The organism is Mucilaginibacter metallidurans (genome assembly GCF_003286435.2).
Lineage (GTDB): Bacteria > Bacteroidota > Bacteroidia > Sphingobacteriales > Sphingobacteriaceae > Mucilaginibacter > Mucilaginibacter gossypii.
This window is the reverse complement of the sequence record NZ_CP043449.1, coordinates 3630360-3653774: the sequence shown is the minus strand read 5'-3', so window position 1 is coordinate 3653774 and position 23415 is coordinate 3630360. Positions and strand designations below refer to the sequence as shown.

General features: G+C 44.1%; 22 protein-coding genes. 19 read left to right on the top strand and 3 right to left on the bottom strand.

All coding sequences use genetic code 11. From position 1 onward, the window contains the following. Positions 1–56: 56 nt before the first annotated feature. The 5 genes from DIU38_RS15480 to DIU38_RS15460 all read left to right on the top strand — a co-directional run bounded on the left by DIU38_RS15480 (position 57) and on the right by DIU38_RS15460 (position 4610). Complete coding sequence (locus DIU38_RS15480; RefSeq protein ID WP_112651832.1) at positions 57–494, top strand: MarR family winged helix-turn-helix transcriptional regulator; 438 nt, start codon at positions 57–59, stop codon at positions 492–494. A 27-nt stretch (positions 495–521) separates the two neighbouring features. Then, positions 522–1781 carry an MFS transporter gene (locus DIU38_RS15475; protein WP_091163272.1) on the top strand — a complete coding sequence of 420 codons (1260 nt, stop codon included), beginning with the start codon at positions 522–524 and terminating at the stop codon, positions 1779–1781. Between the two features lie 22 nt (positions 1782–1803). Further along, entirely contained in the window at positions 1804–2364 is a 561-nt protein-coding gene (locus DIU38_RS15470) for an isochorismatase family protein (RefSeq protein WP_208057800.1), read from the top strand. Positions 2365–2489: 125 nt separating this feature from the next. After that, positions 2490–3818: an IPT/TIG domain-containing protein gene (locus tag DIU38_RS15465; RefSeq protein ID WP_112651835.1), complete on the top strand. Its 1329-nt coding sequence runs from the start codon at positions 2490–2492 to the stop codon at positions 3816–3818. A gap of 174 nt (positions 3819–3992) precedes the next feature. Beyond that, on the top strand, positions 3993–4610 hold the full coding sequence (locus DIU38_RS15460) for a phosphatase PAP2 family protein (protein ID WP_208057801.1): 618 nt from the start codon (positions 3993–3995) through the stop codon (positions 4608–4610). Between the two features lie 18 nt (positions 4611–4628). Here the strand turns inward: DIU38_RS15460 and DIU38_RS15455 are convergent, their stop codons facing one another. Continuing rightward, positions 4629–5090, bottom strand: coding sequence for a hypothetical protein (locus DIU38_RS15455; protein WP_112651837.1), 462 nt, complete (start codon positions 5088–5090; stop codon positions 4629–4631). A 157-nt stretch (positions 5091–5247) separates the two neighbouring features. On the opposite strand from DIU38_RS15455, the gene DIU38_RS15450 reads away from it, so the two are divergent. Both DIU38_RS15450 and DIU38_RS15445 read left to right on the top strand, forming a co-directional pair. Then, the gene (locus DIU38_RS15450; protein WP_243770737.1) at positions 5248–6057 is read left to right on the top strand and encodes a patatin-like phospholipase family protein; all 810 of its coding nucleotides are present in this window, start codon (positions 5248–5250) and stop codon (positions 6055–6057) included. A 51-nt stretch (positions 6058–6108) separates the two neighbouring features. After that, positions 6109–6513: a VOC family protein gene (locus DIU38_RS15445; protein WP_112651841.1), complete on the top strand. Its 405-nt coding sequence runs from the start codon at positions 6109–6111 to the stop codon at positions 6511–6513. An 89-nt stretch (positions 6514–6602) separates the two neighbouring features. On the opposite strand, the gene DIU38_RS15440 is transcribed toward DIU38_RS15445, so the two are convergent. Together DIU38_RS15440 and DIU38_RS15435 are read right to left on the bottom strand one after the other, a co-directional pair. Further along, positions 6603–7922, bottom strand: a complete 1320-nt coding sequence (locus DIU38_RS15440) for an SGNH/GDSL hydrolase family protein (RefSeq protein ID WP_112651843.1) — start codon at positions 7920–7922, stop codon at positions 6603–6605. 19 nt (positions 7923–7941) lie between these two features. Continuing rightward, the gene (locus tag DIU38_RS15435; protein WP_244311298.1) at positions 7942–9069 is read right to left on the bottom strand and encodes an OmpP1/FadL family transporter; all 1128 of its coding nucleotides are present in this window, start codon (positions 9067–9069) and stop codon (positions 7942–7944) included. 310 nt (positions 9070–9379) lie between these two features. On the opposite strand from DIU38_RS15435, the gene DIU38_RS15430 reads away from it, so the two are divergent. The 12 genes from DIU38_RS15430 (at position 9380) to DIU38_RS15375 (ending at position 23283) form a co-directional block, all read left to right on the top strand. Beyond that, entirely contained in the window at positions 9380–10267 is an 888-nt protein-coding gene (locus tag DIU38_RS15430) for a helix-turn-helix domain-containing protein (protein WP_112651847.1), read from the top strand. Positions 10268–10571: 304 nt separating this feature from the next. After that, positions 10572–12368: an acyl-CoA dehydrogenase family protein gene (locus DIU38_RS15425; RefSeq protein ID WP_112651849.1), complete on the top strand. Its 1797-nt coding sequence runs from the start codon at positions 10572–10574 to the stop codon at positions 12366–12368. A 204-nt stretch (positions 12369–12572) separates the two neighbouring features. Next, entirely contained in the window at positions 12573–13316 is a 744-nt protein-coding gene (locus tag DIU38_RS15420; protein ID WP_112651851.1) for an electron transfer flavoprotein subunit beta/FixA family protein, read from the top strand. A gap of 251 nt (positions 13317–13567) precedes the next feature. Next, positions 13568–14545, top strand: a complete 978-nt coding sequence (locus DIU38_RS15415; protein WP_112651853.1) for an electron transfer flavoprotein subunit alpha/FixB family protein — start codon at positions 13568–13570, stop codon at positions 14543–14545. A gap of 12 nt (positions 14546–14557) precedes the next feature. Next, complete coding sequence (locus DIU38_RS15410) at positions 14558–15001, top strand: acyl-CoA thioesterase (RefSeq protein ID WP_208057802.1); 444 nt, start codon at positions 14558–14560, stop codon at positions 14999–15001. Positions 15002–15076: 75 nt separating this feature from the next. After that, positions 15077–15346 (top strand): acyl-CoA-binding protein, encoded by a 270-nt coding sequence (locus DIU38_RS15405; protein ID WP_112651855.1) that lies wholly within the window; start codon positions 15077–15079, stop codon positions 15344–15346. Positions 15347–15665: 319 nt separating this feature from the next. Next, entirely contained in the window at positions 15666–16118 is a 453-nt protein-coding gene (locus DIU38_RS15400; protein ID WP_112651857.1) for a DUF2147 domain-containing protein, read from the top strand. 39 nt (positions 16119–16157) lie between these two features. Continuing rightward, entirely contained in the window at positions 16158–18536 is a 2379-nt protein-coding gene (locus tag DIU38_RS15395) for a 3-hydroxyacyl-CoA dehydrogenase/enoyl-CoA hydratase family protein (protein ID WP_112651859.1), read from the top strand. Positions 18537–18564: 28 nt separating this feature from the next. Continuing rightward, positions 18565–19740 (top strand): acetyl-CoA C-acyltransferase, encoded by a 1176-nt coding sequence (locus DIU38_RS15390; protein ID WP_112651861.1) that lies wholly within the window; start codon positions 18565–18567, stop codon positions 19738–19740. A 30-nt stretch (positions 19741–19770) separates the two neighbouring features. Next, entirely contained in the window at positions 19771–21585 is a 1815-nt protein-coding gene (locus tag DIU38_RS15385) for an AMP-dependent synthetase/ligase (protein ID WP_112651863.1), read from the top strand. 3 nt (positions 21586–21588) lie between these two features. Further along, positions 21589–22365, top strand: a complete 777-nt coding sequence (locus tag DIU38_RS15380; RefSeq protein WP_112651865.1) for an enoyl-CoA hydratase/isomerase family protein — start codon at positions 21589–21591, stop codon at positions 22363–22365. Positions 22366–22371: 6 nt separating this feature from the next. Next, positions 22372–23283, top strand: a complete 912-nt coding sequence (locus DIU38_RS15375) for an SDR family oxidoreductase (RefSeq protein WP_243770738.1) — start codon at positions 22372–22374, stop codon at positions 23281–23283. The last annotated feature ends 132 nt before the right edge of the window (positions 23284–23415 follow it).

Here is a 23415-nt window from a genome sequence, read left to right as displayed (position 1 = left end):
GATAAAACAATCTTTATATTTGTAAGGTAAACTTACAAGTTTAACTAATTAATTATATGGGCGACGAAAAAGAGATTCAACTGGCTTCGGAATTGAGGTTTATTATAGGTAGGCTTAGTAAAAAGATCAGGAAGACTTCGACTACTGCCGAAAAGCTTTCGCTTACCGAGCGGTCGACCATGGCGCTGATCTTTCAGCATGAAGAGATCCTGCCCAATGAGTTGGCAGCTATGGAGAAGATCACCACACAATCCATGTCGCAGATCCTGAGTAACCTGCTCAACCTTGGGTTGATCAAAAGGCGTATCTCCGAGCTGGATAAGCGTAAGGTGATCATTTCACTATCGGAAGCTGGGATCAGCCTCATCCACAAATCCAGGAGTGAAAAGGACGAGTGGCTTAACCGTGCGCTTGAAACTACCTGTACTGTCGAAGAGCAGGCAGTTTTAAAGAAAGCCCTTGCACCCCTGGCCAAACTTGTTGACTTTGATTAATTAATGAAAACTGACAGAAAGAGATAGATGAGTAAGATAAGTACATTCAACGCTTTTAAAAGCCGCAACTATCGCCTGTATTTTGCCGGGCAGTCAGTTTCGTTACTGGGCACCTGGATGCAGAAAACCGCTGTAAGCTGGGTGATCTATTCGCAAACGCATTCCAAGTTTATGTTGGGCTTAACTCTGTTTGCAAGTTTGTTCCCTTCATTCCTGTTCTCGTTTTTGGGTGGTGTGGTTTCTGACAGGTATAACCGTTTTAAAGTACTGCTATTTACACAGGTGGCTTCAATGGTACAGGCTGTTTTACTCACTGTGCTGGTGTTTTTCGGATATTATTCGGTTTGGGCCATCATGGCATTGACTGCTGTTTTAGGGCTGATTAACGCATTTGATGTTCCGGCAAGGCAATCGTTAGTATACGAAATGGTTGATGATAAATCCGACCTGCCTAATGCGCTTGCCCTTAACTCTTCGATGGTGAACCTGTCGCGGTTAATAGGACCGGGGATAGCGGGCCTGATTATTGAAAAATTCGGCGATTCGGTTTGCTTTGGGGCTAATGCATTAAGCTTTATTGCGGTAATTGGCTCATTGCTGATGATGCGTTTGCCCGAATTTACTCCCAAGCCCCACGGTAAAAACGTGCTTGCCGATCTGAAAGACGGCTTTGAATACATTCAGCAAACGCCCACTATAAAGTTTATGTTACTGATGCTTGCTTCAATAAGCCTGCTTGTACTGCCTTTTAGTACGCTGATACCGGTTTATGCTAAGGATATATTTAAGGGAACGGCGTCAACTTTTGGGGTTATAGATAGTGTGATAGGGCTTGGTGCTTTTGGCGGCGGCATTTTGCTGGCCTCATTAAGTGCCGGTACCGATCTTAAAAAGATCCTTGCAGTTAATACAGTAATATTTGCGGTGGGGCTGATCGCATTTTCACATATGCATAACTATCCCGTGGCGCTGTTTTTTTCGGCTATTATCGGTTTCGGTATGATGTCGCAGGTTACCATCGGTAATACCATTATCCAAACTACTGCTACTCCCGAAATGCGGGGCCGGGTAATCAGTTATTACGCCATGTCTTTTTTTGGGATGCAGCCGCTTGGCGGTTTACTCATTGGCGCAGTTTCGCAAAAAATAGGCGTACCCGATACTGTTATGGCCGAAGGCATGGTAGCACTGCTGTTGGGTGTTTTACATTTTGCTTTTTTACGGCGCAGCAGGCTTAAAAAGAAAGCGATGGCTGCCGTGCAGCAATCTACCGAAGCAATTTCTTAACCATTAAAACAATCAAATTATCATGATAACTACACTTGATCAAAATACGGCACTCGTACTGATAGACTTACAAAAATATATTGTACAGTTTTCATGCGCGCACCCCATGGCCGGCATCCTTGAAAAATCGGCAGCGCTTGTCGAAGCCTTTCGTAAAGCAGGTAAACCGATTGTTGTTGTTCATGTAGAACCTATAGGTGCGGCTTTTAAAACCAGGCGCGACAACAATAGAAACAACATGACCGAACTCCCCGCCGACTGGAACGAAATAGCTCCCGAAATTAAAACCGAACCAGCAGATATTTTTATCACCAAAAAAACCTGGGGCGCTTTTTATAATACGGGGCTGCATCAAGAACTGCTAAAAAGAGGCGTTACACAAATTGTACTGGCAGGTGTAGCTACCAGTATCGGTGTTGAAGCTACTGCCCGCTCGGCCAACGAGTATGCCTACAATATAGCTTTTGCCAGTGATGCCATGACCGATATGTTTGCCGAAGCGCATGCCCACAGCTTCAAATATATTTTCCCGAGGATAGGAGAGGTGGGGACTACCGCCGAGATTATTGAGAAATTGGGATAGTTTAATCCTTAAGAGTGCTCGTATTAAGAGCACTCTTAAGGATTGACTAAAGATTTTTTGTGAGAAAAAGTATAAATATTACTTTTACTAAAACTTCTTAACCAATTACTTAACCTTTTCACAAAATGAACATCAGTCTAACCAAACGCTTCGGTATTTATTCTTTGCTTTTTTATGCATGTTTTGCCTTTAATGCCTGTTCTAAAAAAGATAATCCGCCGCCTCCTGTTGATCAAACACCTAAGATCACGATAACTTCCTTGAGTGTTGATTCGGGCGTATATAACACCTCTGTTAATATAACAGGTACAGGTTTTAGCAATACTGTTACGAATGACAAGGTGTTTTTTAATGGTAAGCCAGCAACTATAACAGCTGCTACATCAACGCAACTAACTGCTCTGGTACCCTTAGCCGCAGGAACGGGTAAGGTCAGTGTAAAAGTAAATGACGGGGCAGAAGTTTTCGGATCTGTGTTTAATTATAAACAATCCTGGATTGTGAGCACATTTGCCGGCAGTGGCGTGGCCGGATTTAACGATGGTGATGGGATCGGAGCGACTTTAAATCAGCCTGTAGGTATTACGATTGATGATAATGGCGACTTTTATATAACAGAGCAAGGAAATAATGCAATAAGGAAAATTACGGCGGCAGGGAAAGTAACAACGATTGCCGGAAACGGAAGCGCGGGAAAAGCCGATGGAAAAGGTGCCGCAGCAACCTTTTATCATCCGGGCGGCATTAGGGTCGACAAGGCAGAAAATCTTTACATCGCCGATTATGCCAATAACATGATTCGTAAAATAGATGCATCAGGTAAAGTGACAACACTTGCCGGTACAGGAATACAGGGATTTAACAATGGGCCAGGAGTATCGGCTACCTTTAGAGGGCCTATTGATTTGGTTTTTAACAAAGCAGGGGAGATTTTTGTTGCCGATTTCGCGAACGAGATTATCAGGAAAATTACAACAGGAGGTGTGGTAAGTACTTTTTCAAAAATAGCTGTACCAGACGCTACAGGGCTGCCAAGCGGTTTTCATTTTCCTTCGGGTTTAGCCATAGATGCCAATGATAATATTTTTGTTGTTGATCAGTTGAATTACATGATTCAAAAAATAACTCTTTCAGGGAATATATCAACTTTTGCCGGTAGTGGCACAAGAGCTGTGGTAAACGCGCAGGGAATTAAAGCTGGATTTTATTCTCCATATCAGTTGACAATAGACAAAAACGGGAACTTCTATGTTACAGACATGTACCAGATCAGGAAAATTGATAAAGATGTAAATGTCACGCTTTTTGCAGGTATTACCGACCATGGTTCTGCCAATGGCTCTGCTGCTGTTTCAAGCTTTTATACTCCAATTGGGATAGTTACTGACAAAGAAGGGAATGTGTACGTAGCTGATACCTCAAATAACCTTATCCGGAAAATTGCATTTCAATAAATATACTTTTTTGCATAATGAACAAATATAAAATGTTTGTTTTAAAACTTTATTGTAGGGTGTACAAGGACTAACATAGTAATTTAAGGGTCAATTAAATTAATCGGTTTGCACTTATATTTGAGCACATGAAAAATGCCGATGAAACAATTGCCTTCGTATAAATTGGTCTTGATGATTTATCTGCAGCTTTTTGCAGTGTGTATTAACAACGCTTTTGCCCAGGCGGATTCGGCGAAAGTTACCGTAAATAGTCCTGCATTTATCTCACCTGCTGTTCAGCGTTGGGACGACCGTGTCATGATCGATCTGCAAAATCAACGCACACCTGGCCAAACAGGTTTTTTCATGTTCCTGAGCAAAAATGTTTTGTATGGCGATATCGGGATCCCGGCGGGCTTACTGGTAGGAGGTATTGCAAGCAATAACAAAGAAATGCGCCAAAACGCAGGTTATGTGGCAAGCAGTACGGCCATATCATACGGCTTTATGTTGTTGATAAAACATTTGGTGAAGCGACCGCGGCCATTTATTCAAAATATCAATATTACACCTGTTTACAGGGCAGGTGGTACCTCATTCCCGTCGGGGCATACTTCATCAAGCTTTGCCACAGCTACAGCTTTATCGGCTGCCTATCCTAAGTGGTACGTCATTGCGCCATCTTTCTTTTGGGCGGGGGCCACAAGCTATTCAAGAATGTATTTAGGTGTTCACTATCCTACCGATGTGGCTGCTGGATTAACGTTGGGTGTGGGCAGTGCTACGGTTATGTCGTTTTTGAAGAAGTAGGGTTGCCGAATTATTTCGTTATTCTCGTCGCACATTTGAGAGTATTAATCCATGTGGCTGTTTTTTGAAGTTTGAATAATAACAAAGATCGTCCATAACAAATGCTAAATGCGATTGTAGAGCGAAACATAAATCAATAGCATATCTATAGCCTTGAGTGTTATATTCAACTATTTCAAGCCCTGAAAAATCGAAATAACCTTTTTTATCCAAAAAATCGTCATCAAAAATTTGCTGGTGCAATGCTATAAGCGCATATTCCGATTTGCGCGTTAAAGTATCAAAGTTATTTATAAGGTCTTTTATTGCTTCCACAACGCAATTCCAATCTATAATTATGTCTTCGTCAGCTTTGTTTTGAAACACTTTCTCATTAAATATAACTTCACATCGAATTGTGTTTAGTTTAAATATTGTCCACCATTCGCCATCGTTGCTTTGTTTGAAATTTAATTCGAGGTTATCTACTGAGATTAACATGGATGTAAAATAAAAGAAATCTTCAATAGGAAGTGGTTTCTGTTTTGCAGGAAAGTTTTAATAATATTTTGCAGGTAAATTATTATTAAAGTAATATCTTGACCTCAATGCTCAGATAATCTGCCGCTGTTAGCGGCCGATGATAATAAATATAAAAATGGATACAGGTATCGATCAAAATAGCTCTAAAAAGATAGGATTAGTACTTTCGGGAGGCGGTGTAAGGGGTGTGTCTCATTTAGGTGTGATGCAGGCCCTGACAGATCAGGGTATCAGATTTTCCCATATATCGGGCACAAGTGCGGGGGCAATCGCAGCTGCTTTTTTTGCTGAGGGATACGCGCCTAAAGAAATTTTACATATCATCAAAGAAAACAGCCTGCTTAAATTGTTGCGCCCTGCGTTTGGCAGTAACGGTTTGGTTTCTATATTGCACGCCAGGACTTTAATTAATAAATATATTCCGCATAATTCCTTTCAAAAGCTCCAAACGCGCGTTACTATTCCGGCCGTTGACCTGGGCGAAGCAAAGCTGGTTTACTTTACCGAGGGCGAACTGGATATCGCAATTTTGGCTTCCTGCTGTTTGCCCGGTATTTTTAAGCCCATTATGATTAATAATCATATGTATGTTGATGGCGGGATCCTCAATAATTTCCCGGTTGAGCCCTTGGTAGGCAATTGCGACCTGATTATTGGCTCATGCTGCAACCATTTGCCGGTAGTTACAACTATCAAATCATTTGGGAACCTGGTTGACAGGGCCGCTATGATAGGAATTAACGCGAACCTTAGCTCACATAAAATGCTGTGCGATATAGTTATTGAACCGCATGGTTTGGGAGGGTATGGTATTTTTGATACCGACGCGGCCGAGGAAATTTATATGATAGGCTACGAGGAAGGTTTAAAAACCATCCGTGCTAACGAAAAATTAAAGGAGATCACCCTTTCACAAAAAAGGTAAAACTGCTTTGGAAATGGTATTACAATGTGACGTAAAAATTAAGATATAACTATGAAAAAAGTAACTGGCCTTGGAGGCGTATTTTTTAAATGCGACGATCCGAAAGGTATGAACGAATGGTATGTCAAAAACCTTGGGCTGCCTTCCGGCGAATACGGGACAACGTTTGAGTGGCGGCATGCAGATGATCCGTCAAAAATAGGGTCCACCTCATGGTGTACGTTCCCGCAGGATACCAAATATTTTAATCCGTCGGCCAAGCCGTTTATGATTAATTACCGGGTAGAAAATCTTGTTGCACTGGTAGACGAATTAAAAAAAGATGGAGTAACCATTATTGACGAGATTGCCGAGTATGATTATGGCAAGTTTGTTCACATTCTCGATCCGGAAGGGAACATTATTGAGCTTTGGGAGCCAGGCGATGAATCGGAGCCGGATGGTGCTGCAGAGTGATTTTTAGCCTTAAGTCGAAAGTCTTAAGTTCCAAGTCGCAAGCACGATTTTCCTACCGACTTAGAACTTAAGACTTTCGACTTAAGGCTTTAAGGAAACTTAACCCCGTTATAATCTGATATATTCACCTGCGGTATTGATGAGTTGTATTTGTCATTAATAGCCTTGATAAATTCGTTGGCCACAATAGCATACCCGCGTGGCGTAAGGTGTACCCCGTCCAGCGAAAACAGGCCGCCGCTGATATAGTTGGAATTAACGCTTACTCCGTCAACCACCATCCCGTTCAGTTTAACATTTTGCAGAAAGGTATATGCATCAAATACAGCCAGGCCTTTTGCTGCCGCTATAGATTTTATGGTTGTGTTATAAGAAGTCACATAATCCTCGGTAAGGGCAACCTCCTTTTCGTCAAGTACATATTGGTTATCTATCGGCGTATACGGCGTTAAACCGTAAGGCAGGTTGCCAACAGGGGTTGCGACCGGCTGCCCGATCTTGCTCGTCGGAAAGGTAAGTACGATAAGATCGTTAGGCGTTGCTGCTCGCGGCGCATAAGTACTGCCCGAAACCAGAGCGTTAATATACAATGCTTTTGCATTGGGGTTGGCTTTTTGCACGCCGGCCAGTATTGCAGAAACGGTGATAGTATTAAAATAAGGTATTGAGGTTACATCGGGTACGGTTGCAACTACGCCTTTCTGTCCCTTGGCAGTAAGGGTGTTGATCAATACATTATACAGAGCAGCAAAAGTATTTTTGTCTGTCAGCACGTCGCCGGCCCCTCCGGATGTGGCATAGCCTAAAGCGTCATTATTTCCCAGCCAGTTAGAGAAGAAGGTAAAGGGCTTGGCCATAACAAAACCAAGATAGGTGGTGGAGTTTGTTGGCGCGTTGCCCGGCAGCAAGCGTTCAAAATACCCGTTAAGGTTACCATAGGGCGCGTAAGTGATGTGCATCAGCTTAATGCCGGGTACGCCATAGTTATTAATATCGCCCGTATATTTGGTATAGAGGGTAACATCTCCAAAACCGGGTACTGTAAGTTTCCCACGTATTGCCAGGTTAGTAGTTACCGGGGTTGTAATCGGTGTACCATCAGCATTAAACCCGGTGAGCGATAAATAGCCCGATCCGTTTGCCTGGGCGGTGCTGAATAGCGGCTGCATAAATGCGCCGCCGCCAACCGATTGCATTTGCTTGCCGATGATGCTGGGATAGGATACCTGCTGACCTGCAAGGTATAAGCCCCCATCGGCATAACCGGCAGTGAGCGAATTACCCAACGCAATGTATCTTGAAAAATCAACAGAACCTGCGGACGGCTTTGGCGTATGGATTTCGGGCTTGCAGGCACCTAATAACAGTAACCCTGCAACAATATAAATATGTAATTTAAACGTTTTCATGAACTGATTTCTTTAAGGATTACCAATGATAGGCTAATGAGATACCTGGTATATAAACATCGGTTTTAAATGTTCCCGATAGCTGCGATTCGATATTGGTTTGGGTGCGTTGCATCAGGTGCTCGTACTCAAAGGAGATATCTATATCAAGGTGCTTGGCTACGGTATAACCCAAGCCCAGGGTACCATAAACCCGGTTAGCATCCGGAGCTTCGGGAGTTACATAGCCATCTAAAACAGCGGTGCCGCCATAGCCACCGCCAAAACGCAGGGCCAGTTTATCGGTAGCCTTATATTGAGCGCCCCCGCGTAAGCTAAACGCCTGTTGGTAGTTCCGGGCGGAGTGGGTGTCCTGTAATACAGCCGTATTGTTTTTATAATCAAACGATAGCGTTTTATAACTGTCCCAGTTAACCAGGTTAACATCCATGGCCAATATCCATTTGCTGCTGGGGTAAAAGCCGAAACCGATGGAGTTAGTGGCCGGTAAGGGTATGGTTGAACTAAAGGTATTGGGCTGAGGGAAACTGCTTTGCAGCGATGCAGGTACAGTAAAAATAGCGTTCCCTGCCGAAATTGTGGTATTTACCTGCGACCGGTGTGTGATCCCTATGGTAATACCTGCTTCTGTTTTGAAGTAAACGCCCGCGTTCCACCCGTAGCCTTTGCCGCTGCCTTTCAACCGGGCCTGTCCTGGGTCGCCGCTGTTGTTTGCCAGTGGGATGGCCCGCGTCAGATCAACGCTGCCATGGTTGTAAACGAAGCCTCCACCAATGCTCAACCAGTCGGCCAGTTTTATACTTAATGTTGGCTGAATATAAATAGCTTTCAGGTCGAGGCTTTCCAGTACATATTTACCCTGCCAGGTATTACCCCAGTCGGTTAAGCCGCCAAAAGGAGTATAAACGCCAAGTCCCAGTTTCCAGAAGGAAGATTTGGGCCCCCACACCGCATAAGCATGGAACGGGGTAGCAACTTTATTAGAAGTATGGTTCTGTATTGAGGTTCCGGCGGGGTTGAAAACAGATTTGAACAGTAAAGGGCTTATTCCTCCCTGTATGTAATTTTCGGGCAGCATGGCTACCGCGCCCGGGTTAAAAAATACGGAAGCGCCATCCTGTACGATACCCGTACCTGTATGGCCCATTCCTATTTGCTTTTGCCCCCCAGGTTTACCTGGAAACCCTGGGAAAAAGCTAACAGCGGCGCTGCGGTGAGCACCAATAGTAGAATTTTTCTCATAAAAATATAATTGGTTCGTGACAGGAAATTGCTTGTAGGTTACAATTTGAAACTGTCAGGGATAAAATTAGTTTGGATTAAAAAGAAAAAAAGGGCTATAATGCGGAGATATTAGTCAAAAAGTCGGATAAAGCTTATTTTTAATATCAGATAAGAAAATTGCTTTACAACCGTCTTTAATAAATACAATAGTTAAAATTATATATCTAAACTATATGAATAATAAAGTTGGACAATTAAGCCTGTCGAAATTTGCAGATCTGTATGCAGACAAGCTGGCTGGTGCCGATTTTTTTGTTGTTGACGAAAAGCAATTATTGAGCCTGAGCGAATATCCCTATCGTTCGGACGGTTATATTATAGGCATTTGTACCCGGGGCACAGCCAAAGTAGAAGTAAACCTGCAGGTTTATGATGCCCGGCCGGATGCCATGCTTCTGGCAACCCCCTTTCATGTTTTGAGGATCTACGATAGCAGTGCCGATTTTTTATGCCGGTTTGTTGTTTTCAGCAAAGCTTTTCTAATCGAAAATAATGCCAATAGCCATTTCCTTGAATCATTCAGTTATTTCAATAGCGCATCTATCCCGGTAATTTATCCGGGCAATGCCGATGCCAAAATGATCCTGGAAATTTATTTATTGATCCAGCAAAAATTAGCGCGCGAAGGGCATCCTTATGATGTTGAAATATCCAGGAGCATATTAATGACGCTGCTTTATGAAATACAAGCCATTTACGAAAAGCAACACCTGATAATAAAAGGTAAACAAACCAGGAAACAGGAACTAAACGTGCTTTTCCAGTCCCTCATTTTCCATCATTATAAAGAACATCGCAGCGTGCAATACTATGCCGACGCGCTGTATGTATCTCCCAAACATTTAACTGAAACCATTAAGGAAGTAACCGGAAGGACCGCGGGCGAATGGATAGACGACGCGGTAATATTAGAAGCCAAGGTATTGCTGAGAAATCACGAGATCAGCATTGCCCGTGCCGCCGAGAGCATCCATTTCCCCGACCAATCATCGTTTGGCAAATATTTTAAGAAACATACCGGCATGTCGCCTTCTGATTACAGGGCGATATCTGCGCATTGATTGTTTATTAGTTAATTAAGTAATAAAAAAAATTTCATTGCGAGCGTAGCATGGCAATCTCGTAGCCAATGCATGTCCGATCTGTATAGCTACGAGATTGCTTCGTCGTTCCTCCTCGCAATGACATGGGTTTTTAAACCATCATTCCCAGTCGATCTTCAGGTTTCGGACACCAACAGTCTTTTTCCACCCTCCCATTCTCATCTTCTTTCCGACTTTTTGACTAATATCTCCGCATTGCTGCCCTTTCTTTGGCTTCATAATGCCTCTAATTTTACTCCTGATTATAAACCAATAAAACTTTATGAATGCCACAGAACCGATGAAAGCCATAAAAGGAGGGGAGTTTCTGATCAGGGAGACTTCCGCGGAGAGCGTTTTTATTCCTGAAGAATGGAATGAAGAACAGTTGATGATCGCCGAAACATGTACCAATTTTTTGGCACAGCAGGTAACACCAAACCTGCAGCGCATTGACGAGCAGGAGGAGGGGTTAATGCGCCATTTAATGGACGAGGCGGGTGCGCTTGGATTGTTAGGCATCTCCGTGCCCGAAGAATATGGCGGTTTTGGTAAAGATTTTAAAACTGCCATGCTTGTTACTGAAAAATTAGGGGCCGGTCACTCATTTTCGGTTGCTTTTTCGGCTCATACAGGTATAGGTACCCTGCCTATATTATACTATGGTAATGATGCCCAAAAGCAAAAGTACATCCCCAAACTGGCCAGTGGCGAGTGGAAAGGGGCTTATTGCCTTACCGAACCGGCTGCGGGCTCAGATGCTAATTCGGGTAAAACCAGGGCAAAACTTTCTGCAGATGGTAAGCATTATCTTATCACCGGGCAAAAAATGTGGATCACCAATGCCGGTTTTGCCGATGTGTTTACGGTTTTTGCCAAAATAGATGATGATGAAAACCTGAGCGCGTTTATTGTTGAAAAGGATTTTGAAGGTCTTTCGCTCAATACGGAAGAACATAAAATGGGGATTAAAGGGAGCTCAACGCGCCAGGTATTTTTTAACGATTGCAAAGTGCCGGTTGAAAACCTCCTTTCTGAACGGCAGAACGGTTTTAAGATAGCCGTTAACATTCTAAACCTCGGTCGCATTAAATTAGGAGGTGGCACAGTGGGGGCCAGTAAGGACGTGATCACCTCATCGGTACGCTATGCCAATGAGCGGGAGCAGTTCGGTCGCGCTATTTCCAAATACGGGGCGATAAGATATAAACTGGCCGAACAGGCTATCCGTACTTACGCGGCAGAATCGGCTGTGTACAGGGCCAGTCAGAATATGGAGGAAGCTACAGAATTGTTAATCGCTTCCGGCCTTGATGAAAACAAAGCAAAACTGAAAGGCACTGAGCAATTTGCCATCGAAGCAGCGATCCTTAAAGTTCATGCTTCGGAGGTTTTAGATTATGTAACTGACGAAGGTGTGCAGATTTACGGCGGTATGGGCTATAGCGCAGAGGCGCCAATGGACAGGTCGTACCGTGACTCGAGGATCAACCGGATTTTTGAGGGCACCAATGAAATCAACAGGTTGTTAACTGTTGATATGATGCTGAAACGCGCCATGAAGGGTGAGCTTGACCTGATGGGACCGGCCCAGAAAGTAGCCGGTGAATTGATGAGCATCCCCGATTTTGGCGCAACCGAAGAAGATGGCCTGTTTACTAAAGAAAAGAAATACATAGCCAATTTTAAAAAAGCCATATTGATGGTAGCCGGTGCGGCTGTTCAAAAACTAATGATGCAATTGAGTAAAGAGCAGGAAGTATTGATGAACCTGGCGGATATGCTGATTGAGCTGTATGTAAGCGAATCGCTGCAATTGAGGGTAGAGAAATTGGTTGGCTTAAGAGGCGAAGAAGCGTGTAAAGAACAATTGGACATGATGCGGGTGTACATCAATGACGCGGCCGAACATATTGCAAAATCGGGTAAAGAAGCACTAAACTCATTTGCCGAAGGCGACGAAAGAAGGATGATGCTCATGGGACTAAAGCGCTTCACTAAAACCGAAGACATCAATACCACCCAGGCACGCAGAAATATCGCAGCAAAGCTCATTGCAGAAAATAAATATTGCTTTTAATTTTTTTAATCCGCTCTTGAGAGGGGGCGGAGGAATGAGCGGTAGCAGGGGTGTGTTTCTGCGATTGGCTTATCAAGCAGATACACACCCCTCCGCCCCTCTCAAGAGGGGAATCGCGCGTTCCCATGCTTTTTACTCTATAGATTAACGGCAAGGGTACTTCATTTCCCTAAATAATATCAACCAAAAAACAAAATTCTGATAATGAAAATATTAGTGTGTGTAAGCCAGGTGCCCGACACCAGCACCAAAATTGTATTGAAAAATAATAACACCTCAGTTAACAATGATGGTGTTACCTGGGTAATCAATCCCTACGATGAATGGTACGCGTTGATCAGGGCTATCGAATTAAAAGAAAGCGGTATCGCTACCGAAATTCATTTGATAACTGTAGGTAAGGCCGATGTAGAGCCCGTGATCAGGAAAGCATTAGCCCTGGGTGGCGATGAAGCTATCCGTATTGATGCTGAGAGCAATGATCCTTATGAAACCGCTCATTATATAGCCGAATATGCTGCCGGGGTTGGTTATGACCTTATTTTATGCGGCAAAGAGTCTATCGATTACAATAACGGAACTACAGGCGCCATGCTGGCCGAGTTACTTGACCTCGATTACGTTGGTTTTGCAACCGGGATCAGTATAGAGGCCAATGCTGCTGTGGTAAATCGTGAAATAGAGGGCGGTGAAGAAACAGATGCCTGTAATTTACCGCTGGTTATTTCCTGCCAGAAAGGTGTTGCCGAAGCCCGCATTCCCAATATGCGCGGCATCATGGCAGCACGTACGCGTCCGTTAAAGGTCATTACGCCTTCAGGAATAACTGCTGTAACCGAAATACTGTCATATGAATTGCCGCCTGCCAAGGCCGGTATCAAGCTGGTAAGCCCCGATAACATGGATGAATTGGTAGAACTGTTGCACACAGAGGCAAAGGTTATTTGATAATCATATTTATTACCCGGTGTGCGCACCACAGATGTTTGGAAGATGAAATTACCTCTAAAAAATATGTCATTGCGAGCGTAGCGCGGCAATCTCTTAGCCAATGCATGTCCGATCTGTATAGCTACGAGATTGCTTTGTCGTTCCTCCTCGCAATGACATTGCTTTTTAAACCAACATTTACAACTGATCTGTATCTTCCGAACACCCATGGTGTGCGAGCCGGAGTATCTAACTAAAAAAACAAAAAAATGTCTGTAATAGTATTGGTAGAACATACCGGAGGAATTATAAAAAAGCAAAGCTTTGAGGCTGTGCAATATGCCGCGCAGATAGCCGGAAAAATGGGCTCTACGGTAACTGCCGTTGCTTTAGGCAGCGTTGAGGGAGCCGAAATGGAAAAACTTGGTCAGTACGGTGCTCAAAAAGTGCTGCATGTTGCCGATGGCCGGTTGGACGAGTTACACTCAAGGGCATATGCCAGCGCGTTAATAGCCGCAGCACAAAAGGAGGGTAGTAAAGTAATTGTAACCCTTCATGATATCAGGGGCAGGGCGGTAGCGCCGCGGATAGCTGTAAAATTAAAAGCAGGCCTGGTAGCCGGGGCGCTTTCATACCCCGATACGGAAAAAGGCTTTGTGGTCAAAAAAGCTGTGTTTTCGGGCAAGGCATTTGCGTATATAAATATTTTAAGTGAGGTAAAGGTGATTATGCTGATTCCTAACACTTTCCCGGCGAAAAAGGAGGAGGGTAAGGCGATTGTTGAGCAATTGGATGTTAGCTTTAGCGAAAAGGATTTTGGCGTAAAAGTGAAATCGGTAAATAAAGTGACCGGTGAAGTCCCGCTTGCCGACGCCGAGCTGGTTGTTTCGGGAGGCAGAGGTTTAAAAGGCCCCGAAAACTGGGGCATACTGGAAGACCTGGCGAAAGAGTTGGGCGCTGCTACGGCCTGCTCGCGCCCGGTAGCCGATTCGCACTGGCGACCGCATCACGAACATGTGGGCCAAACAGGTGGCACCGTTCGCCCAAATCTGTATATCGCAGTGGGAATATCCGGGGCTATCCAGCACCTGGCCGGGGTTAACGGTTCAAAAACTATTGTAGTGATCAATAAAGATCCCGAAGCCCCGTTTTTTAAAGCAGCCAATTATGGTGTAGTTGGTGACGCGCTGGAGGTTTTGCCACGACTAACGGCAGCAGTCAAAAAGTTTAAAGAACATCATCAATAAATAATCAGGGCTATGGAGTTTTTTTATGAAGGACAGGTGCTGTGGTCGCAGATAGATTCGAACCAGCACATGCGGCATTCTGCATATGCCGATCTTGCAGCACAGGCACGCATCACCATGCTTGAAAGCCTGGGTTTAAAACTGCCTACACTTTATGAATACAAAATAGGGCCTGTATTATTCAGGGAAGAAATGATTTACCTGAGAGAGATCGGGATCAATGAGCAGATCAGGGTAACCTGCCAGCTTACCAAATCCCGGCCTGATGGTTCGCGCTGGGCAATCAGGCATGAGCTGTACCGGGGCGACGGTGTTAAAGCCGCAATCGTCAATGCCGAAGGTTCATGGATAGATATGGAAAAGCGTAAGCTGGCCGTATTGCCTTCAAAACTAAGCCAGATGTTTATGAAGGCGCCCCGGAGCAGCGATTATGTGGAAGAGGCCAATCCAGCCTGAAATAATTAAATAGTGTTGAATATCAGTAAGCTTTGGGCTTTATGCCTTCTACTTTTAGCTTTAAATAATTTATCTATGACCGATCTGAAAGACACTTTTGAAAAGGCCGTTAAAGAGAGTAAGGGGCTGCCCTCAAAACCTGACAATGAAACATTATTACGCTTGTACAGTTTATATAAGCAAGCAACGGAAGGCGATATAAATACAGAAAACCCTCCGGGGATGTTTGATTTTGTAGCTAAAGCAAAATATGATGCCTGGTTAAAACAGAAGGGCACTACCGCTGATAATGCGATGCAGCAATATATTCAGCTTGTAACGCAATTATCAAATAAAACCAGCTAACTTTATTCCGAAATATTGACAAATGTTTCCGCCGTTTAGACCTTTATAAAGCACCGCAGAAATAGATATTTGTTATTATAAACCATCCCGGTATCGGGGATATGATTAGAATCTATTAATTCACATAGATAATTAAATAATAATAACCAGGCTATTAGCTTTAAGCCTTGTGCATGCTGCTTTTAGCTTTATATAAACCATTTTATAATTCTACTCTGTCTCTTTTTAGGTGGCTTCCAATACCCGTATTGATATGGGGTAAATGCGACAAATGACCTAAAAATCGACTTGTTTTTAACTATAAAAAACACCTAAGGCAATGTCAGCATCAAAAAAACATTTCACCCGTTTTGTATTAATCCTGCTAACCATTGTGGCGGTCAGCATCAACGCAAAAGCGCAAACCGATAAAATTGAAGGTTTATGGTACAACGACGTAAAAACCGCCAAAATCCAGATCACTAAAGAAAACAACGGTAAGTTTTATGGTAAGGTGGTATGGCTTAAGGAACCATTAAAAGATGGGAAGCCGAAAGTAGACGAAATGAATAGTGACGAAAAATTGCGTTCAAGGCCCAGGCTGGGCTTACCCGTATTGGCCGATTTTGTAAAAGACGGCGATAACAAATACTCGGGCGGAACAATTTACGATCCTAATAACGGCAAAACGTACTCCTGTAAAATGACCTATAAAGGTAAAACCCTGGATATCCGCGGATACATTGGTATTTCGCTTTTCGGGCGGACAACAACCTGGTCGCGGGCAGAGTAAATTAAAGATAAAGAGTTTTAATAACACAAGCAGATACTAATGAATGCTAAACGAATTATAAAAAAGGTTGCAGTATTGGGGTCGGGAGTAATGGGCAGTCGTATCGCCTGTCACTTTGCAAATATCGGCGTACAGGTACTGTTGCTTGATATTGTACCCAAGGATGCTCCGGCAGATAAAAAAGCGCGGAATAAAATTGTTAATGACGCTCTGGACTTCGCCTTAAAATCAAACCCTTCGCCCATCTATCTCAAATCATTCGCAAAACGTATTACAACCGGCAATTTTGAAGATGATATGCCCAAAATTGCGGATTGCGACTGGGTGATAGAGGTAGTTGTGGAACGGTTGGATATTAAACAACATGTGTTTGAAACAGTAGAAAAGTACCGGAAACCCGGCACACTGATCACTTCCAATACATCTGGTATCCCGATACATTTAATGGCCGACGGCAGGAGCGATGACTTTAAAAAATATTTCTGTGGTAGCCATTTCTTTAACCCTCCCCGGTATTTAAAATTACTGGAGATCATTCCCACAAAAGACACCTTAGCGGGCGTTGTGGATTTTTTGATGGACTATGGCGCAAAATACCTGGGGAAAACTACAGTATTAGCTAAAGATACACCGGCATTTATCGGTAACCGCATCGGGGTTTTCAGCATCATGAGTGTGCTGCATTATGTGGAGCAAACCGGTATGACGGTTGAGGAGGTTGATAAACTGACAGGGCCTGTAATAGGTCATCCAAAATCGGCTACATTCCGTACCAATGATGTGGTGGGTTTAGATACGATGGTGCACGTTGCCAACGGTCTTTACAAAAACGCACCCGATGATGAGTCAAGGGAACTATTCAAAATTCCATCATTTGTTGAGGGAATGCTAAAAAATAACTGGCTGGGCAGTAAAACCGGCCAGGGTTTTTATAAAAAAGAAAAAGGTGAAGGTGGAAACCAGTTTTATGCGCTCGATCTGAAAACGCTTGAGTATAGACCGTCTCAAAAAGTAAAATTCGCCTCGCTTGAAACTACAAAGGCGATTGACAACTTAAAAGATAGGCTCAGGATCCTGGTTGCAGCAAAAGACAAGGCAGGTGATTTTTACAGGGCTACCTTTTATCAGTTATTTGCTTATGCCAGTAATCGCATCCCTGAAATAGCCGATGAACTTTATAAAATAGATGCTGCTACCAATGCGGGCTTCGGCTGGGAACTTGGCCCATTTGAAAAATGGGACGCGCTTGGTGTTGAAGATACTGTAAAAGCCATGGAAGCGGTGGGAAACAAACCGGCCCAATGGGTATATGACATGCTTGCGGCGGGTGCAAAAAGCTTTTATAAAATAGAAGATGGCAAACGCCTGTATTATGATATTCCGTCGAAAAGCCACAAGGTGATTCCAGGTACCGAAGGGCTTATTTTGCTTAATAATATCCGCGAAACAAATACGGTGTGGAAAAACAGCGGTACTACCATTACCGATATTGGTGATGGCATCCTGAACCTGGAATTTCATACCAAAATGAATACAATAGGCGGCGAGGTGATTGAAGGCATCAATAAAGCCATCACCCTTGCCGAGGCAAGCTATAAAGGTCTGGTTATATCAAACGAGGGCGCAAATTTCAGCGCAGGGGCCAATGTGGGCATGATATTCATGATGGCCGTTGAGCAGGAGTTTGACGAGCTCAATATGGTGATTAAAGCCTTCCAAAATACAATGATGCGCATCCGTTATTCATCGATCCCGGTGGTGATAGCGCCTCATCAAATGGCCCTGGGTGGTGGCTGCGAGATGTGCCTGCATGCCGATAAGGTGGTGGCACATGCCGAATTATATATGGGCCTGGTTGAGTTTGGTGTTGGTTTGATACCGGGAGGCGGAGGAACGAAAGAGTTTGCCCTGCGCCTTTCAGACGAACTACAGGAAGGTGACGTAGAACTCAATAATTTCCGTGACCGTTTTTTAACCATCGGCCAGGCAAAAGTATCCACTTCGGCTTATGAGGCTTTTGAATTTGGCTATCTTAAAAAGGGCAGGGACATAGTGGTAGTATCGCGCGACAGGTTACTTGCCGAAGCTAAACAGCAATGCCTGCAGATGGCGAACGAAGGGTACATTCAGCCTATTCCGCGCGGTGATATCAGGGTGCTTGGCAAGCAGGCCCTGGGTTTAGGTTATGTAGGGGCCAATACCATGTACAGCGGTAATTACATCAGCGAGCACGATGTGAAAATTTCGCAGAAACTGGCTTATGTGCTTTCGGGCGGCGATCTGTCCCAGCCTTCAATGGTGAGCGAGGAATATTTGCTGGGTTTGGAGCGTGAAGCCTTTGTTTCGCTTTGCACCGAAAAGAAAACGCTTGAACGGATCCAATCTATTTTAACCGGTGGTAAAGTGTTAAGGAACTAAATTTTAATACATTCAAAATCTAAATAAAATGAACGCATATATAGTGGCAGCCAGCCGCAGCGCTGTTGGAAAAGCTACCCGGGGCGGGTTTAGGTTTACCCGTCCGGATACACTTGCGGCAGATGTGATCAGGCATCTGCTGGCATCAGTGCCCAATGTTGATAAAGAGCAGATTGATGATGTAATTGTAGGCAATGCTACACCCGAAGCCGAACAGGGATTGAATGTAGGCAGACTGATTTCATTAATGGCGCTTGATACCGATAAAGTACCCGGCATGACGGTGAACCGCTATTGCTCGTCGGGGTTGGAAACAATTGCCATAGCATCAGCAAAAATACACAGTGGCATCGCCGATTGTATCGTCGCGGGTGGTGTGGAAAGTATGAGCCTGATTCCAATGGGCGGCTGGCGTATTGTTCCTAACGCCGATATTGCCCTTGCCCATCCCGATTATTACTGGGGCATGGGCCTTACTGCCGAAGCTGTAGCTAAAGAATATCATATCGGCCGCGAAGAGCAGGACCAGTTTGCTTACAATTCGCATCAAAAAGCCATCAATGCTATTAAAGAAGGCAAGTTTAAAGAAGAAATAGCGCCGGTAAATATTGTGGAAACTTATGTAGATGAGAGCGGCAAAAAAGCGAAAAGGGAATTTAAGGTAGATACAGATGAAGGTCCGCGCAGCGATACCTCAATTGACGCGCTGGCAAAGCTTAAACCGGTATTTGATGCAAAGGGCGTGGTAACTGCCGGTAATTCGTCACAAACCAGCGATGGGGCGGCCTTTGTCATGGTGGTTAGCGAACGTTTTATGAAACAGAACAACCTTAAACCCATAGCCCGGCTGGTTAATTACGCCGTTGCAGGTGTGCCGCCGCGGATCATGGGGATAGGTCCGCTGGTGGCTATCCCCAAAGTATTGAAAATGGCAGGGATGAAACAGCAGGATATTGACCTGATAGAATTGAATGAAGCTTTTGCTTCACAATCACTGGCGATAATAAAGGGGCTGGAACTTAATCCCGAAATTGTAAATGTAAACGGAGGTGCTATATCGCTCGGCCATCCGCTTGGTTGTACCGGGGCCAAACTTTCTGTTCAGCTTTTTAACGAATTAAAACGACGGGAGAAAAAGTATGGCATGGTTACCATGTGTGTAGGCACCGGGCAGGGCGCGGCGGGTGTATTTGAACTGTTGTAGGAATTTACCTTTATCTAAACCATTGCAAGCATGGAAAAGGCGACAAGATTGTTTGATTGCATGATTACCCAGGCTAAGGAGCCTAAGGTGGATCTTTTGAATGCGAAGGAGAATGGTTCCTGGAGGTCATACAGCACCCAAGAAGTGCATGCCATGATCAACCAGCTATCCGCAGCCCTGTTGGCCCTGGGCGTTTCGGGCGGTGACGGCACTACCGAAGGCCGCGATAAAATAGGTTTGATAAGCAACGGCAGACCCGAGTGGATCATAACCGATCTGGCAGTACAGCAAACTGGAGCCATACTGGTCCCGCTATACCCTAATACAGGAACTAAAGAAATTGAGCAGATCCTGAACGAGGCCGAAGTGAAATATGTATTTGTAAGCAGTAAAGATTTATGCGATAAGGTTAAGGAAGTTCATTTAAATATCCCCTCGTTAAAAGCCATATTTACTTTCGATAACATCGATGGCTGTGATTACTGGGGTACATTGCTTAAGCCTTTGCAAGAAAGTTATCAGCAAAAAATACAGCAGATAAATAATCAGATTACCGAAAACGATGTGGCAACCATCATTTATACTTCGGGCACTACCGGCCGGCCAAAAGGGGTAATGCTTACGCATAAAAACATCATGACCAATGCCTCGTCATCCGGCGATATTCTTGGCCGGATCCCGGTTACAGAAAAACGTGTTTTGAGCTTTTTGCCCCTGAACCACATTTTTGAAAAGATGTGTACCTATGTTTATCTGTACTACGGTTTTTCTATTTATTACGCCGAAAGTATGGACACCATAGGCGCAAATATGAAAGAGGTAAAGCCTTCACTTTTTACCGCTGTGCCCCGCTTGCTCGAAAAAGTGTTTGAGAAAATTATGGTGCAGGGGCAGAAACTAACCGGTATTAAAAGGAAGATCTTTTTCTGGTCGGTAAAACTGGCCGAAGCTTATGAAATTAATAATACCAGCCTGCGGTATAAGATCAAACTGGCCATAGCCGATAAATTGGTTTATAGCAAATGGCGTGCTGCTATAGGCGGAAATATAAAAGCCATCGTAGTCGGCAGTTCGGCCTGCCCCATTAAGCTGGAAAGAATTTTTACCGCTGCCAATATTGTTATTATGGAAGGTTACGGGCTTACCGAAACATCGCCTGTAATTGCTGTTAACTGTTATGAAAAAAGCGGGAGGAAATTTGGTACCGTAGGTCGTTTGCTGAGCGGTGTGCAGGTGAAGATAGCCACCGATGGCGAGATCCTCTGCAAAGGCCCTAATGTGATGCTGGGCTATTACAAAAATCCTGAGCTTACGGCAGAGGTATTGGAAAACGGCTGGTTCCATACCGGGGATATAGGCGAACTGGACCACGATTCGTTCCTGAAAATAACAGATCGTAAAAAAGAGATCTTTAAAACCTCGGGCGGTAAATACGTGGCCCCGCTACCCATCGAAAATAAGATGAAGGAAAATTATTTTATTGAGCAGATGATGGTTGTTGGTGCGGAAAAGAAATTTGTCGCGGCGCTTATTGTACCATCCTACGCTCATTTAAAACCCTGGTGCAAGGAAAATGGTATTGCTTTTACAACTAACAATGAGTTAGTTAAAGATGCGAGGGTAATTGAATTGTATCAATCCATTATCAATAACTATAACCCAGAATTTAACCATGTTGAACAGGTAAAGAAGATCACTTTGCTTCCCAACGAATGGTCGATAGATAGCGGTGAACTTACCCCGACAGGTAAAATGAAACGGAAGGTGATCACCGAAAAATACAAAGCCGAGATAGATAAAATGTATCTCTGCCAAGTAAGTGAGGATCCAACTCTTGTAAATTAATTGATGAATACATTTCAAACAACAATACAGGGCAGGCTGGTTACAATTTCGCTTGATAGGGGCCGCTCAAATGCCATTAATCATGAAATGGTTAAAGAACTGGCGGCCTGTATCAAAACATTGGAGCATGATGACAACGTGGGCGGGGTTATTTTAACCGGCAAGGAAGGCTTTTTCTCTTCCGGGATCGACCTGATTGAGGCCTATGATTATGATGAAGCGCAAAGCCGCCAATTTTGGGTGGATTTTTTAGCCTTGCAAAATACTTTAGCCGCTTTCAGAAAACCTTTGGTAGCTGCCATTAGTGGTCACAGCCCGGCTGGTGGCTGTATATTAGCTATTTGCTGCGATTATCGGGTGATGGTCGAAGACGCATTTATCATCGGTTTAAATGAAGTTCCGGTTGGTATTATCGTACCTGACAGTGTTTTTAGCTTGTATGCCTTTTGGCTTGGCCAGCGTAAGGCATATCAGTATTTGCTGGAGGGTAGACTGCTTAAGGTAAACGAAGCACTGGAAGCCGGGCTCGTTGATGAAACTGCTGCGCCGGATAAGTTAATGAGCGCTGCAATAGAAAAGGCAATGGCCTATTTGAAACTGAACCCGGTTACCTGGACGGAAAGTAAATTGAATTTGCGAAAGGAGTTGATAGGGAAACTCAAAGCCGACCAAACCGATACCCTGAACAAAATGCTAAAACAATGGTGGGCACCCGAAACCAGGCAAGGCCTTCAAATGATGATCCAGAATTTAAAATCAAAAAATACAGCTGTTAAATAATTGACGATGACAGATCCTAAAACTTCAAATGATGCTGTAAATCCAAACGCCGCAACTGCCGGTGGAATGTTAAGAGATGACGCTTTAAAAGGAAAAACCATCATTGTAACCGGCGGCGGAACAGGTTTAGGTAAAGCAATGGGGACTTACTTTTTGCATTTGGGCGCTAACCTGGTAATTACCAGTCGCAAATTGGACGTACTGCAACAAACCGCTGCCGAAATGGAAGCCGAAACCGGGTGTAAAGTATTGCCAATAGCCTGCGACGTGCGGAAGTATGACCAGGTTGAAGCAATGTTGCAGCAAGCTATCGAAAGATTTGGGCAGGTTGATGCACTATTGAATAACGCGGCGGGTAATTTTATATCGCCTACGGAGCGTTTATCGGCAAACGCGTTTTCGGCTATCATTGATATTGTTTTAAAAGGTTCGGCCAATTGTTCGCTGGCTTTGGGCAAATATTGGATCAGGGAAAAAATGCCCGGAAACATATTGAATATTATTACCACTTATGCTTTTACCGGTTCGGCCTATGTTGTGCCTTCGGCCTGTGCAAAAGGCGGTGTGCTGGCCATGACCAGGTCTTTAGCCGTTGAGTGGGGCAGGCATGGCATCCGCGCCAATGCCATTGCGCCGGGCCCATTTCCCACCAAAGGCGCATGGGAAAGATTATTGCCCGGAGACATGGGCCAAAAGTTTGATTTTAAAAACAGGGTGCCGCTTAAAAGGGTAGGCGAACACCAGGAGCTGGCTAACCTGGCCGCTTTTTTGGTGTCCGATTATTCAGGATACATTAATGGCGAGGTGATTACCATCGATGGGGGAGAATGGCTGCAGGGTGCCGGTCAGTTCAGCGGGCTCGAAATGATACCGGATGAAATGTGGGATGATATTGAGAAAGCTACAAGGTCGGCGTAGGGGGAATTAGTATTGGGATATTGAGATGGTATTTTTTTGTATCTCATTGAATTACAGTGATAGCGAGCATTTTCAGGGACCTAATGCAGGACAATCCAATATGTCCTACGATTCATAAGAGACCAGCCTTAA

Excerpts from the sequence above, each read along its gene's own strand:
- DIU38_RS15375 (WP_243770738.1), top strand. The coding sequence starts at position 22,372 with ATGACAGATCCTAAAACTTCAAATGATGCTGTAAATCCAAACGCCGCA.
- DIU38_RS15405 (WP_112651855.1), top strand. The coding sequence starts at position 15,077 with ATGACCGATCTGAAAGACACTTTTGAAAAGGCCGTTAAAGAGAGTAAG.
- DIU38_RS15465 (WP_112651835.1), top strand. The coding sequence starts at position 2,490 with ATGAACATCAGTCTAACCAAACGCTTCGGTATTTATTCTTTGCTTTTT.
- DIU38_RS15480 (WP_112651832.1), top strand. The coding sequence starts at position 57 with ATGGGCGACGAAAAAGAGATTCAACTGGCTTCGGAATTGAGGTTTATT.
- DIU38_RS15385 (WP_112651863.1), top strand. The coding sequence starts at position 19,771 with ATGGAAAAGGCGACAAGATTGTTTGATTGCATGATTACCCAGGCTAAG.
- DIU38_RS15395 (WP_112651859.1), top strand. The coding sequence starts at position 16,158 with ATGAATGCTAAACGAATTATAAAAAAGGTTGCAGTATTGGGGTCGGGA.
- DIU38_RS15460 (WP_208057801.1), top strand. The coding sequence starts at position 3,993 with ATGATTTATCTGCAGCTTTTTGCAGTGTGTATTAACAACGCTTTTGCC.
- DIU38_RS15425 (WP_112651849.1), top strand. The coding sequence starts at position 10,572 with ATGAATGCCACAGAACCGATGAAAGCCATAAAAGGAGGGGAGTTTCTG.
- DIU38_RS15430 (WP_112651847.1), top strand. The coding sequence starts at position 9,380 with ATGAATAATAAAGTTGGACAATTAAGCCTGTCGAAATTTGCAGATCTG.
- DIU38_RS15435 (WP_244311298.1), bottom strand. The coding sequence starts at position 9,069 with ATGGGCCATACAGGTACGGGTATCGTACAGGATGGCGCTTCCGTATTT.
- DIU38_RS15450 (WP_243770737.1), top strand. The coding sequence starts at position 5,248 with ATGGATACAGGTATCGATCAAAATAGCTCTAAAAAGATAGGATTAGTA.
- DIU38_RS15455 (WP_112651837.1), bottom strand. The coding sequence starts at position 5,090 with ATGTTAATCTCAGTAGATAACCTCGAATTAAATTTCAAACAAAGCAAC.
- DIU38_RS15470 (WP_208057800.1), top strand. The coding sequence starts at position 1,804 with ATGATAACTACACTTGATCAAAATACGGCACTCGTACTGATAGACTTA.
- DIU38_RS15440 (WP_112651843.1), bottom strand. The coding sequence starts at position 7,922 with ATGAAAACGTTTAAATTACATATTTATATTGTTGCAGGGTTACTGTTA.
- DIU38_RS15475 (WP_091163272.1), top strand. The coding sequence starts at position 522 with ATGAGTAAGATAAGTACATTCAACGCTTTTAAAAGCCGCAACTATCGC.
- DIU38_RS15390 (WP_112651861.1), top strand. The coding sequence starts at position 18,565 with ATGAACGCATATATAGTGGCAGCCAGCCGCAGCGCTGTTGGAAAAGCT.
- DIU38_RS15380 (WP_112651865.1), top strand. The coding sequence starts at position 21,589 with ATGAATACATTTCAAACAACAATACAGGGCAGGCTGGTTACAATTTCG.
- DIU38_RS15420 (WP_112651851.1), top strand. The coding sequence starts at position 12,573 with ATGAAAATATTAGTGTGTGTAAGCCAGGTGCCCGACACCAGCACCAAA.
- DIU38_RS15445 (WP_112651841.1), top strand. The coding sequence starts at position 6,109 with ATGAAAAAAGTAACTGGCCTTGGAGGCGTATTTTTTAAATGCGACGAT.
- DIU38_RS15400 (WP_112651857.1), top strand. The coding sequence starts at position 15,666 with ATGTCAGCATCAAAAAAACATTTCACCCGTTTTGTATTAATCCTGCTA.
- DIU38_RS15415 (WP_112651853.1), top strand. The coding sequence starts at position 13,568 with ATGTCTGTAATAGTATTGGTAGAACATACCGGAGGAATTATAAAAAAG.
- DIU38_RS15410 (WP_208057802.1), top strand. The coding sequence starts at position 14,558 with ATGGAGTTTTTTTATGAAGGACAGGTGCTGTGGTCGCAGATAGATTCG.